Below are 12,755 nucleotides of genomic sequence, written 5' to 3' on the forward strand. Positions count from 1 at the left end.
AGTCCTTGAACGTCTGTCTAGCCGAAAATGTGTGCCGTGGTGTTCAAACGCCAACCTCCTTCTGATGCTCGCTCCTACAACGTGCGGACCTGGCCGATTGGCAGCGGCTGGGCGCTTTCGCCGATGCCGTTTTCCAGCGGTGCGCCGAACTCATCGAGGCTGATCTGGAAGCGATCACCCGGCTGGGTTTTCACCCCATCGGCAAACGACAGCGTGGCGGTGCCGAAGTAATGCACGTGAACATCGCCGGGGCGCAAAAACTGCGCGTACTTGAAGTGATGGAATTCGAGGTTGGCGAGGCTGTGGCACATGTTGTCTTCGCCGCTGAGAAATTCCTTTTCCCAGAGCGTTTCGCCGTTGCGCGTGATGCGGCTGGTGCCCGCCAGGTGCCGGGGCAATTCACCGACGCGCAGTTCCGGGCCATAGGCGCAGAAGCGCAGTTTCGAATGCGCGAGGTACAGGTAGTTGCGCCGCTCCATGACATGGTCAGAGAACTCGTTGCCCAAGGCAAAACCGACGCGATACGGCAGGCCGTCGTCGCCGATCACATACAGGCCGGTCAGCTCCGGCTCCTCACCGGCGTCTTCGGCAAACGGCGGCACCGGGAAGTCCGCGCCGGGGCGCACGACGATGCTGCCATCGCCCTTGTAGAACCATTCCGGTTGCGCACCGACCTGACCGGCCGCCGGTTTTCCACCCTCCAGGCCCCATTTGAAGATGCGCATGGTGTCGGTCATGCCGGCTTCGACCGCGCCATCCTGCTGGTGCATTTTGTCCCGTGCCGACGCGCTGCCCAGGTGGGTCAGGCCGGTGCCGCTGATCAGGCAATGGGCCGGGTCTTCGTGGTCCAGCGGCGGCAGGACTTTTCCCTGCTGCAACAGCTGCGCGTAATCCGGGCCTGGCTCGGTGCCGCGTTGCGCGACTTCTTCTTGCAGGCTGCGTTTGGCGCGGATCGCCGCGAGTGCCAGTTCACGGGTGCTGCGGGTGTCTTGCAACACCAAGACATGTAAGCCCTCGACGACGCCGACCTGGCGCTCACCGGCAGTGTTTTCGAATTGAATCAGGCGCATGACGGCCTCCAGAAAGTCAGGGATGGCGCCACTCATGAGCGGCGCCTCAAGGTCACTCGATGATGTTGAAGTCACTCAAATATTCATCGGAGATTTCCAGGCCCAGGCCCGGCGTGTTGTCGTCGAGCTGGATGTAGCCGTTGACCGGTTGCGGCTCGCCCTTGAACACGTAGTAAAAGAGTTCGTTGCCGACCTCGACGTCGAACACCGGAAAGAACTCGGCCATCGGCGAGGCGGTGGTGGACATGGTCAGGTGGTAGTTGTGCATTTGCCCGGCGTGCGGGATGACCGGCACCGACCAGGCTTCGGCCATGGCGTTGATCTTGCGCGCTGCGGTGATGCCGCCGACGCGGTTGGTGTCGTACTGGATCACGTCGACCGCGCGGCGTTCCAGCAGGTCTTTGAAGCCGTAGGAAGTGAACTCGTGCTCGCCACCGGAGATCGGCATGATCCCCATTTTTTTCAGCTCGATGTAGCCCTCGATGTCGTCGGCGATCACCGGTTCTTCGAGCCAGCGCGGTTCGAACTCGGCGAGTTTAGGCAACATGCGCCGGGCGTATTCGAGGGTCCAGCCCATGTAGCACTCAAGCATGATGTCGATGTCCGGGCCGGCCAAATTACGCAAGGCGCGCACTTGCTCGATGTTTTTGCGCATGCCCGCCGGGCCGTCTTTCGGCCCGTAACCGAAGCGCATTTTCAGCGCGGTGAACCCTTGGTTCAGATAACCCTGGGCTTCTTCGAGGAACAGGTCGAGGTTGTCGTTGGCGTACAGTTTGGAAGCGTAGGTCCAGATCTTTTCCTTGGTCCGCCCACCGAGCAGTTTGAACACCGGCTTGTTCACCGCTTTGCCCATGATGTCCCAGATGGCGATGTCGATGGCCGAGATCGCCGCCATGCCGATACCTTTGCGGCCCCAGGCGTGGCTCTGGCGGTACATCTTCTGCCAGATGTATTCGTTGTCGAACGGGTCTTCACCCATCGCAATCGGCGCCAGGTAAGTGTCGATGATTTCCTTGGCCACACGCGGCGCGAGGGCGCAGTTACCGATGCCGACAAGACCGGTGTCGGTCTCGACTTCCACCACCAGCCAGCCGTGGAAACGGAACGAGCCCATGGCATCGCCGCGCTCGAACAGGATGTCGCTGGCGTTGGTGCAGAAGTGCGCTTGAGGGGGAACGACTTTGCCTTTCCACTCGAAAACGCGGGTACGGATGGCTTTGATTTTCATGAATACAATTCCTTGCGCTGCCGGCTTTTTGTAGTTGTTGAGTCGCTGCGCAGAGCCGCTCGGCTGAACCGGTTCCGGGCATTCGATGGAGCGACTTTAGCCAGCGCCCGGGGGCTGCGGATAATCACTTATGCGTATCCGGCGATAACCTGGGGTGATCGCATTAATGGGTTTTCGCCTAGATGGGGTTATCAGCCACAACACAAAAAAATGTGGGAGCGAGCCTGCTCGCGATAGCGGTCGTTCAGACACTTATTCAGTGACTGACAGACCGCTATCGCGAGCAGGCTCGCTCCCACAGGGGATTTGTATTGATCACAAAATCGAGCAGCAACTCCAATCAAAAGTGGGAGCGGGCTTGCTCGCGAAGAGGCCGTGTCAGTCGACATTAATGCCGCCTGACACACCGCTTTCGCGAGCAAGCCCGCTCCCACAGGGGAACTGCGTTGTCTCAGTAGCTGTTGGCACCCATCCGGCAGGCGATTTCGAAGGCCTGGCGGATCGCCCCGACATTCGCCTTGCCCTGCCCTGCGATGTCGAACGCCGTGCCATGCGCTGGCGTGGTGATCGGAATCGGCAGCCCGCCCTGCACCGTCACGCCACGGGAGAAGCCCATCAACTTGATCGCGATCTGTCCCTGGTCGTGATACATGGTCACCACGGCGTCAAAGGCACTGGCATCGCCCTGGACCTTGAGGAAAATCGTGTCCCCCGGATACGGCCCTTCGGCGGCAATGCCCAGCGCCTGTGCCGAGCGAACGGCCGGGCCAATGATGTCCAGTTCTTCGCGACCGAACGAGCCGTTGTCGCCGTTGTGCGGGTTCAAGCCACAGACGCCGATGCGCGGTTTTTCCAGGCCGTTGCGCTTGAGCGCGGTGTCGATCAACTGGATCGCTTCCACCACCCGCGCCTGACTGAGCATGCCCGGCACTTCGGCCAGCGCCACGTGCGAGGTCACCCGCGACGTCCAGAGGTTGTCGAGCACGTTGAATTCGCAGAACGGCCCGTGGAAATCCAGCAGCTCGGCGAACCAGTGCAATTCATCGCTGTGAGCCATGCCGGCCATGTGCAGCGACGTCTTGTTCAGCGGCCCGAACAGCACGGCATCCGTGGTGCCGGCCTCGGTCAGGCGCAGGGCTTTTTCCAGGGTGTCGAGGCTGTAGCGACCGCCGATGACACTGGCTTCACTGCGCGGAAATTCACCGAGGGTATCGCCGCGAAAGTCATAGAACAGTGGCGTGTCATCACGAAACTGCAACTGATCCAGCGACTCCACGCGGCGGTAAGGAAACTCCGTCCCGGCGATGCGCATGCCACGACGCATTTCCGCCTCATCGGCAATCAGAATCACGTTGGCCTGACTGCGCGCCTCAGGCTCGCCCAGCAGGCGTGCGATCAGTTCCGGGCCGATGCCTGCCGGGTCACCCAGGACCATGGCGATGGTGGTTTTTTTCATGCTTCACTCCTCAAGGGTTCAGGCCATGTCCGCGCAATAGCGCAAGGCTCGCAGCGATAAACCCGCTGCGCGTTGCTGTAGAAAAGACGCTCCTGATCGGCCTGCGCCAGATCAGCAACGATGGATTTGAAACCGCTGTAAATGTCGTCGAACGAGCCGCACAGGCTGTCCACCGGAAAGTTGCTGGCAAACATCACCCGGGCGGTGCCGAACATGGCAATCACCTCGCGCACGATCCACGTGTTGTCCTTGGCACGCCACGCCTGGCCGGCCTGGCCAAGCCCGGAAATCTTGACCTGCACGTTTGGCCAATCGGCCAGCCGCGCCATTGCCAAACGCCAACCCGCCAGACCTTCGGCGCTGCGGTCACTGGGCAATCCTGCGTGGTTGAGAATGAGTGTGGTGCCAGGGAAATCCCGGGCCAGGCGTTCGGCTTCATGCAGGTTCCACCAGGGTGTCTGCAAATCGAAATGCAGCCCCAAGCCTTCGAGCGCGGCGAAACTGCGGCGCCAATGTTCGTCGCTCATCAGGCTGCGCACATGGCCAACTTGCGCGGGCGCGGTCGGGCCGCCAGGTTTGTGGCGAACGCTGCGCACGCACTTGAAACTTGCTTGCTCAGTGAGCACCGCGATGGCGTCCGGGTGATCGAGCCAGGCTTGCGCGACGACCGCATTCGGTACGCCGTAACGGGTAGCCAGTTGCTCGATGAAACGGGTTTCGCCAATCGGGTCCTGCGGGTTCCATTCGGTCTCGACGTACACGGTTTGCACGACGTTATGAGCACCGGCATCGGCGAAATAATCCTCGGGAAAATAACGACGCTTGATCGCGCTGTAGTCACCGTAGCGAAACGGGATGTTGGCGTCGGGCGCCAGCCACGGATGGTCGTTGATCGACGGGTCCCAGAAGTGATGATGGGCATCGATTATCGGTCCGGTCCATGCGGTATTGGATAGGGGCTCAGCCATGGCGCACCTCGTCGAGACTGATGAACAATGTCGCTAGAACAAACACCGCCGAACACACCGCAAAGAACCCCAGCACCGGGGCAAATCCACCGGTCATTTGCAGAATGATCCCCACCAGAATCGGCACTGCAATGCCGCCAGTGCTGCCGGCCATGTTCATCACGCCGCCGATCAGCCCGACCCGCGCCGGGGCCGCCAGCAACGCCGGGAAGCTCCAGTAGAGGCTGCCCCACATAAGAAAAAAGGCGGTCATGGCCAACAGCGCCACGGCCGCAAAAGGATTGCTCAGGGTTGGCAGCAACAGGAACGCGCCGAGGGCTACCAGACCGGAAAACGCCAGCAGGCTCTTGACCGCCACGCCACGACTGATGCCTTTTCGGATCAACCCGTCGCAAAGGAAACCGCCCGTCAATGAACCCAACGCGCCACAGACGAAGATCACGAACGTCGCCGCGCCGATGCCTTTGATATCGAAGCCGCGAGCCTGCGCCAGATAACTCGGGCCCCAGGTCAGCAAGCCGAAATAGACCATCGCCCAACTGGCCCGACCGATCAGCAAACCACTGAGGGAACGGGCCGCGATGCCCAGGCCTTTGACCGGCACACGCGCCGCTTCAGCAGCCGGCGTGGCGCGCCCGGCGTTGATCTTGTCGAGTTCTTCGGCATTCACTTGCGGGTGGCTGGCCGGGTCGTCTCGCAGATAACGCCGCGCCAGCCAGGCCAGTACCAGCGTTGCGATACCGGCGATGACAAACGCCAGCCGCCACGAATCCAGCGAAGCGATCAGATAGGCAATGATCAACCCGCCCAGCGCCACGCCCAACGGGCTGCCGCTGTCCATCAGCACTGCGCCGCGACTGCGCTCGCTCGGCGCCAGCCACAGGGAAATCAGCTTGCCACCCGAAGGAAACAACGGTGCCTCGGCGGCACCCAGTGCGACGCGGGCGAACAGCAACGACAACCCGCCCGTGGCGAACGCGGCCAGCACCTGAAACGTGCCCCACAACCCGGTGGACCAACTGATGACCCGGTGCGGCCCGAAGCGATCGATCAGCCAGCCGCCAGGAATCTGCAGCAACGCATACGCCCAGAAGAAGCTGCTGAGGATCAGCCCTTGCAGGCTCGGCGACAGGGAAAATTCATGGGCGATGGTCGGCATCGCGATGGACAGCGAAACCCGGTCGATCAGGTTGACCATGGTCAACGCGAAGATGATCGCGAAAATCCGCCAGCGCACGCTGCTGGCCTTGACGGCGGAGCTGTGCGTGGGTGCCGCCGCGGCCTGCGGCTGGATATCCGCGCCGGCCACGTTCAGGGATGCACTGGAACGAGCCATAGTGCGTACCTCTTTTATTATTTTTGTGGAGACAGCAACGCCACTTCCTGGCGACATTTGCGAGCACTATCGAAGGCTCGCTGATAACCGTCTAATCAAAACTTGAAATCAGGCGATAGCCTCGGGTTATGTCATGCCCAGCTTTCAACGACCTTTCAACGTGGCCACGCCTATTTTCTGTAGGAGCGAGCTTGCTCGCGATGGTCTTCAACGAAAACACGTGCTTCCTGAACAAACGCGGTGCCCTTGAGTCCATCGTCGGATCGCCGCCCGGAGCAAGCTCGCTCCTACAGTCGTTAGTCGCTAGTCGTTTGCCGAGCTATAACCCCAGGCTATCGGTGTATGTATTGTTTTGACTAGACGCGACGCCTGCGGCTTCACACACTCAGGCCAGGCTTGCAGCTTTTGAGCACCGACAAGTCACTCATAACAACTACAAAAACGAGGCCCTTCCATCATGCGAAATGCATTCGTCCGTCGCACATCCCGTCTGTTTCTTGGCTGCACGCTGGTCGCCGCTGGCGCCCTTCCCGCCCTCGCTCAAGCCTGGCAACCGGACAAGAACGTCGAAATCGTCGTCGCCGGTGGCCCCGGTGGCGGCACCGACCAGCTCGGTCGGTTGATCCAGTCGATCATCACCACGCACAAGTTCCTCGACGTGAATACCATCGTCCTGAACAAGGGCGGCGGCAACGGCGCCGAAGCCTTTCTCGACTTGAAAATGAACAAGGGTGATGCCGAGAAACTGGTGATCGGCACCAACAACATCTACCTGTTGCCGCTGGTCTCCAAGCTCGGCTACCAATGGCAGGAACTGACCCCGATCGCCGCCGTGGCCGAGGACGACTTCATTCTCTGGAGCTACAAAGGCGCGCCATGGAAGGACGCCAAAAGCTTCTACGAAGCGGTCAAGGCTGATCCATCGAACCTGCGCATGGGCGGCAGCCAGTCCAAGGATGTCGACCAGACCCTGACCCTGCTGCTGAACCAAACCACTAACAGCAAACTGGTGTACATCCCGTTCAAGAGCGGCAGTGAAGCCGCGACCCAACTGGCCGGTAAACACATCGCCGCCAACGTCAACAACCCCAGCGAAAGCATCAGCCAATGGCGCGGCGACCAGGTCGAACCACTCTGCGTGTTCAGTAAAGAGCGCATGGGCTATACCGAGAAAGTGGCGGGTGACAAATCCTGGGCCGACGTTCCGACCTGCCACGAACAGGGCCTGGGCATCGATCAATACCGCTTCCCGCGCACCGTGTTCATGCCCGGCGAAGTCACCGCCGAACAGCGCGCGTTCTATGTCGAGCTGATGCGCAAAGTCACCGAAACTCCGGAGTTCAAGGCCTACGTCAAGCAGAACGCGCTGGTGCCGACCTTTCTCGAAGGCGAGCCGCTGACCGCCTACATTGAAAAGGACACCGCCCGCGTCACGCCGGTGTTCAAAGAGGCCGGCTGGCTGAAAAACTGAGTTGTGCACGGCCGTCCGCATACGCACGGCCGTCACCTGCTGGAGGTGTTTTCATGTCCCATTCTTCGGATTCACCGGCGCTGGTCGGCACCCGCTGGGTCGAACTCGGCCTGGCACTCTTCACCACGCTGATCGGCGCGGTGGTGATGTTCGGCAGTCTCGAACAGGGTATCGGCTGGGGCGATTCCGGCCCTGAGCCGGGTTACTTCCCTTTCTACATCGGCCTGATGCTGAGCGCCGCCAGCGTGGCCAACGGCGTGTTGACCCTGGTGCGCTGGCACGCGCTGAGCATTTCATTCGTCAGCCGCAGCGCGTTCAAGCAAGTGTTGTCGGTGTTCATTCCGATTGCGCTGTTCGTTGGCGCAATGCCATTCACGGGCATCTACGTCGCTTCGGCCTGCTTCATCGCCTGGTTCATGTGGCGCGACAAGGTCCGCGCCAAGCCTTACGGCAAATGGATGATCGGCAGCGTATCCCTCGGCGCGGTGCTGGCCAGCTACCTGATTTTCGCCCTGTGGTTCAAGGTCCCGCTGGATGCCGGCCCGATGGGCGACTGGATTGCCCTGGCCGGGAGAAATTTCAAATGAGCGAATTCGATTCCCTGCTGCAAGGCATGAACCTGATCCTGACCCCAGGCCACATCGGCCTGATGGTGATCGGCGTGCTGCTGGGCATTCTGGTCGGCGTGTTGCCCGGCCTCGGCGCCCCCAATGGCGTGGCGTTGCTGCTGCCGCTGACGTTCACCATGTCGCCGGTGTCGGCGATCATTTTGCTCTCGTGCATGTATTGGGGCGCGCTGTTCGGCGGCTCGATCACCTCGATCCTGTTCAACATCCCCGGCGAGCCCTCATCGGTGGCAACCACCTTTGACGGCTACCCGATGGCCCGCGAAGGCCGCGCCGCCGAAGCCTTGACCGCCGCGTTCAGCTCGGCGTTGATCGGTGCCCTGTGCGGGGTGTTGCTGCTAACGTTCCTGTCGACAAAGATTGCCGCATTCGCCATGTCGTTCAGTTCGCCGGAGTTCTTTGCGGTGTACCTGTTGGCGTTCTGCACCTTCATCGGCATGAGCAAGAACCCACCGCTGAAAACCGTGGTGGCGATGATGATCGGATTCGCCATGGCGGCGGTCGGCATGGACACCGTTTCCGGCAACCTGCGCCTGACCTTCGACCAACCGATCCTGATGACCGGTATCAGTTTCGAAGTGGCGGTGATCGGCTTGTTCGGCATCGGCGAAATCCTTTGTACCGTTGAGGAAGGCCTGGTGTTTCGCGGCGAGCATGCGCGCATCACGCCCATGGTGATCCTGCGCACCTGGGCCAAATTGCCGCGCTACTGGTGGACCATCGTCCGTAGCACGCTGGTCGGTTGCTGGATGGGCATCACGCCGGGCGGGCCGACGGCAGCGTCGTTCATGAGCTACAGCCTGGCGCGGCGTTTCTCCAAGCAGCGCGATAACTTCGGCAAGGGTGAACTCGAAGGCGTGATTGCCCCGGAAACCGCCGACCACGCCGCCGGCACCAGCGCCCTGCTGCCGATGCTGACCCTGGGGATTCCCGGTTCGGCGACGGCAGCGGTGATGCTCGGTGGCTTGATGATCTGGGGCTTGCACCCTGGCCCGACGCTGTTCGTCGAGCAGCATGATTTCGTCTGGGGCCTGATCGCCAGCATGTACCTGGGCAACGTCGTGAGCCTGATCGTGGTCTTGGCCACCGTGCCGCTGTTTGCCTCGATCCTGCGCATTCCGTTCTCGATCATCGCGCCGATCATCATCATGGTCTGCACCATCGGTGCCTACTCGGTGCACAACTCGTTCTTCGACGTGGTGTTGATGCTGGGCTTTGGCGCGCTGGGTTATCTGTTCAAGAAACTCGGTTACCCGATCGCTCCGCTGGTGTTGGCGGCGGTGCTGGCGGACAAGGCTGAAGACGCGTTCCGCCAGTCGATGCTGTTCTCCGACGGGCACTTGGGGATTTTCTGGTCCAACCCCTTGGTCGGCAGCCTGACCACGGCAGCGCTGTTGATGCTGTTCTGGCCGCTGATTTCCAAGGCACTGCAAACCCTGATGGGCTTGCGCAAACCTCAAGTCGCCAAGGCAAAATCGGTGCTGTGACACAGCAATGCTGGCAACGCCTGACATTTGTTGTCAGGCTTGCCGCAGTCCCTTTTGCGAGCACGGCCCATGACCCGAATTCCTGCTGCCAACGTGATCCACAGTCGCCTGCGTCTGCGCCAACTGCGGCTGATGCTGGCGTTACAGGAATTCGGCTCGTTGCGCCGCGCCGCCGATCACATCGGCATGACTCAACCGGCCGCCACCAAGATGCTCCACGAAGCCGAGGACTTGTTGGGCGTCGAACTGTTCGAACGTCTGCCTCGGGGCATGCGCTCCACCCCGTTCGGGGAAACCGTCATCTACTACGCGCGCATGGTGTTTGCCGAACTCAGCGGCATGCGCGAAGAGTTGGTCGCACTGGAATCCGGCAACCTCGGGCGAGTCGCGGTCGGGGCGATTCCGGCGTTGGCCTCAGGGCTGTTGACCCGGACCATCGCTACCTTGAAACAAAGCCATCCACGGTTGTCCATGAGCATCCAGGTCGACACCAGCGACGTGCTGGTGCAGGCCCTTTTGCAGGATCAACTGGATATCGTCCTGGGGCGGATTCCGGTCGGCGCGCGGGCCGAAGAATTGCTGTTCGACAGCCTCGGCGAAGAGGCTTTGTGCGTGATCGCCGGCGCGCAAAATCCACTGGCGCAGGAGAAACAACTGAGCTGGGCAGAACTGCAGCACATGACGTGGGTGCTGCAACAGCATCCAAGCCCGATGCGCGCGATCATCAATCAGGTGTTTCACAACGCGCGGGTCGACATCCCCAGCAGCATCGTCGAAACCACGTCGATCATGACCTTGCTCTCATTGATACAGCAGACCGACATGCTCGGTGTCACGCCGGTGTCGGTGGTCGAGGATTATCCCGGTCGGGATTTGCTGGCGGTGTTGCCGATCAAATTCGAAGCACGGCTGCCGCCGTATGGCCTGATCACCCGGCGTCATCGCATTCAATCGTCGGCGATGCAGGCGTTCATGAATTCGGTGCGGGCCGAGCATGCGCTGGTCAAATAAAAAAGGCCCGGAGCGCATGCCCCGGGCCTTTTGGTTTTTACGCTGTTTTACGGAACACGAAGATTAAACCGACGATGATCAGCAGCATGCCAAGCAAGCTCAAAGCCGCCAACCGGTTACCGAATATCAGGTAGTCCATGACCGCCGTCACCGCCGGTACCAGGTAAAACAGGCTGGTGACATTCACCAGATTGCCTCGCGCGATCAAGCGGTACAGCAACAAGGTCGCCAACACCGACACCACCAACCCCATCCACAACACCGGCACAATGAAACCGCTGCTGTGTTCGAAATGAAACGGCTGGAACGGCACGAAAATCCCGCAGAGCAACAGCCCGGCGAGGTACTGCACCGGCAGCGTACCGAGGGGATTGTCGGTGATGCGTTTCTGCATGATCGAGCCGAACGTCATGCTCGCCAGCGCCAGCAAACCGAAGAGCATGCCGGCCAGTGACATGCCCGCCAGACCGATGCCCTGGTAGACCACCATGATCAACCCGGCCAGGCCCAGCGCCAGACCGAACATCCGGCTCCACGAACGCTGACGCTCCATCAGCACCACGGTGAGGATCGGTTGCACACCCATGATCGTGGCCATGACACCGGGCGTCACCTTCAGGTCGAGGGCCAGCAGATAGAAAATCTGGTAAGCCCCCAGCAACACCACGCCCGTGGCCATCGCATACAACATTGGCTTGCCGCCCTTGGGCCGTTTCAACTTGAGCAACGGCACCAGCAGCACCAGGCCGCACAGTGCGATGGCGAATCGAAACAACAGAAAGGCAAACGGTGATGCGTGGGCCAGGCCCCATTTGGAAAAGATCGCCCCGCTGCTCCACAGCAAAACGAACAGGCTCGTGGACGCCGCCGCGAGCGCGGACTTTTTAGAAAGGACAAACATGAATACCACCTGTAGTCAGGCAAAAAGCCAACTCAGCCGAAGCTGAAATTCAGTAGTTTTTTATGGCGGGCGCGGGGAACAACCAAGAGCAGCTGATCAACCCGAAACGCCAACGCCCGGCGGTGATACGACTGCGCACACCGGCGTGCTACTGACAGGTGGAGGGTAATGACTGATCTGCACAGGCTGCTGATTCCCGCACGGCACGACGCCAGCGTTGACCGCTGAATCGACTACCGCGTTGATGAGGGATGCAGGCATTGGGCTGATCTTTTTTGATGGAGAGGAAAACACTGAGCGCCGACTATAACCAGCGACTGACATGGATTGCAATCACTTGGTCAAAAGGCCAGTAACGACAGCAAAAGAAGCGCTGCTTACTCTACATGAAATGAAATCGCCCGCTCTGGGGGACATGGAATGCAAGAGATCGAATGCCAAGGGAACGGACGCATCTGCGGTATCAGTTGTATAGGTCGAGGGCTAGAAAGCTTGCAGCCGCTAGCATTGCCAAGCTGCAAGAGGGGAAGGAACAGTTCGGCTCTACCGTCCTCGATTTATCGAAGGTTCGATTTGAACCGATTGACGCACAAGCATTGAATGCCTGTTCGTGCTGGGATGATCCGTATTTTTTATGGCATGAAGTTGTTGGATGGAAAGCGAAGGAGCCTTTAGCGCTGGATCTATCCATCTGGTTCGATGAACAACTGTGCGGACTTTGCTTCGCAAACCCTAACAAAAGTCGGCAACGACTTCGCATCGTGCGACTGGAAGGACGACCAGGAGAAGTCCATCCTTTGAAAAAACGAATCGTGACGTTGGCCATATTGGTCATTGAGCACTACGCCACAATTATCGGGAGTAGATTTATCGAAGTTCAGGAGCCTCTGAAAGGTGCGATTCCGATCTATCAACAACATGGCTTTTATTTCGATGCTGAACGGCAACTTGTCAAAGCCGTGGAAAGCCTAGTATCGTGAAAATTGCTCAAATAATGATCAATAGCGGAGGAAAAATGAGTAAATCCAGTAAGAAATCTCCTACAAAAAAAAGCTCATCCGCACTGGCAAGAAAACAGACCGCCCTAGTGCTCACAGACAGTCAGCGGCGCATTCTACAAATACTTGCGACGGGCATCGAAGGTGAAGAACCTAATGTGCTTGCCGGACGCCGATGAAAATCATGGCCAAAAAAAACCGCT

Annotated in this window: 12 protein-coding genes; 6 read left to right on the forward strand and 6 right to left on the reverse strand. The window is 59.9% G+C overall.

The window, feature by feature from the left end; all coding sequences use genetic code 11:
- Window positions 1–74: 74 nt before the first annotated feature.
- The 5 genes from araD1 to ACIPL2_RS22795 form a co-directional block, all read right to left on the reverse strand.
- A complete protein-coding gene (gene araD1, locus ACIPL2_RS22775; RefSeq protein WP_401360282.1) occupies window positions 75–1,070 on the reverse strand; it encodes an AraD1 family protein in 996 nt (331 codons plus the stop codon).
- A 52-nt stretch (window positions 1,071–1,122) separates the two neighbouring features.
- A complete protein-coding gene (locus ACIPL2_RS22780; protein WP_401359966.1) occupies window positions 1,123–2,298 on the reverse strand; it encodes an L-rhamnonate dehydratase in 1,176 nt (391 codons plus the stop codon).
- Window positions 2,299–2,749: 451 nt separating this feature from the next.
- Window positions 2,750–3,754, reverse strand: coding sequence for a 4-hydroxythreonine-4-phosphate dehydrogenase PdxA (locus tag ACIPL2_RS22785; RefSeq protein ID WP_401359969.1), 1,005 nt, complete (start codon window positions 3,752–3,754; stop codon window positions 2,750–2,752).
- Window positions 3,751–4,722, reverse strand: coding sequence for an amidohydrolase family protein (locus tag ACIPL2_RS22790; RefSeq protein WP_401359972.1), 972 nt, complete (start codon window positions 4,720–4,722; stop codon window positions 3,751–3,753). The genes ACIPL2_RS22785 and ACIPL2_RS22790 overlap by 4 nt, the downstream gene beginning before the upstream one ends.
- Window positions 4,715–6,058 (reverse strand): MFS transporter, encoded by a 1,344-nt coding sequence (locus tag ACIPL2_RS22795; RefSeq protein WP_401359974.1) that lies wholly within the window; start codon window positions 6,056–6,058, stop codon window positions 4,715–4,717. The genes ACIPL2_RS22790 and ACIPL2_RS22795 overlap by 8 nt, the downstream gene beginning before the upstream one ends.
- 457 nt (window positions 6,059–6,515) lie before the next feature.
- On the opposite strand from ACIPL2_RS22795, the gene ACIPL2_RS22800 reads away from it, so the two are divergent.
- The 4 genes from ACIPL2_RS22800 to ACIPL2_RS22815 all read left to right on the forward strand — a co-directional run bounded on the left by ACIPL2_RS22800 (window position 6,516) and on the right by ACIPL2_RS22815 (window position 10,653).
- Complete coding sequence (locus ACIPL2_RS22800; protein ID WP_401359976.1) at window positions 6,516–7,529, forward strand: Bug family tripartite tricarboxylate transporter substrate binding protein; 1,014 nt, start codon at window positions 6,516–6,518, stop codon at window positions 7,527–7,529.
- Window positions 7,530–7,582: 53 nt separating this feature from the next.
- The gene (locus ACIPL2_RS22805) at window positions 7,583–8,116 is read left to right on the forward strand and encodes a tripartite tricarboxylate transporter TctB family protein (RefSeq protein ID WP_401359978.1); all 534 of its coding nucleotides are present in this window, start codon (window positions 7,583–7,585) and stop codon (window positions 8,114–8,116) included.
- A complete protein-coding gene (locus tag ACIPL2_RS22810; RefSeq protein WP_401359980.1) occupies window positions 8,113–9,642 on the forward strand; it encodes a tripartite tricarboxylate transporter permease in 1,530 nt (509 codons plus the stop codon). The genes ACIPL2_RS22805 and ACIPL2_RS22810 overlap by 4 nt, the downstream gene beginning before the upstream one ends.
- Window positions 9,643–9,711: 69 nt before the next feature.
- Window positions 9,712–10,653, forward strand: coding sequence for a LysR family transcriptional regulator (locus ACIPL2_RS22815; protein ID WP_401359983.1), 942 nt, complete (start codon window positions 9,712–9,714; stop codon window positions 10,651–10,653).
- A gap of 37 nt (window positions 10,654–10,690) precedes the next feature.
- Here ACIPL2_RS22815 and ACIPL2_RS22820 read toward each other — a convergent pair whose 3' ends face one another.
- On the reverse strand, window positions 10,691–11,554 hold the full coding sequence (locus ACIPL2_RS22820) for a DMT family transporter (protein ID WP_401359985.1): 864 nt from the start codon (window positions 11,552–11,554) through the stop codon (window positions 10,691–10,693).
- Window positions 11,555–11,988: 434 nt separating this feature from the next.
- On the opposite strand from ACIPL2_RS22820, the gene ACIPL2_RS22825 reads away from it, so the two are divergent.
- Both ACIPL2_RS22825 and ACIPL2_RS22830 read left to right on the forward strand, forming a co-directional pair.
- Window positions 11,989–12,534, forward strand: coding sequence for a hypothetical protein (locus ACIPL2_RS22825; protein ID WP_401359987.1), 546 nt, complete (start codon window positions 11,989–11,991; stop codon window positions 12,532–12,534).
- The gene (locus tag ACIPL2_RS22830; protein ID WP_401359989.1) at window positions 12,531–12,731 is read left to right on the forward strand and encodes a hypothetical protein; all 201 of its coding nucleotides are present in this window, start codon (window positions 12,531–12,533) and stop codon (window positions 12,729–12,731) included. Before ACIPL2_RS22825 ends, ACIPL2_RS22830 begins: the two co-directional genes overlap by 4 nt.
- The last annotated feature ends 24 nt before the right edge of the window (window positions 12,732–12,755 follow it).

It is taken from the genome of Pseudomonas sp. NPDC086251 (assembly GCF_044746405.1).
Classification (GTDB): domain Bacteria; phylum Pseudomonadota; class Gammaproteobacteria; order Pseudomonadales; family Pseudomonadaceae; genus Aquipseudomonas.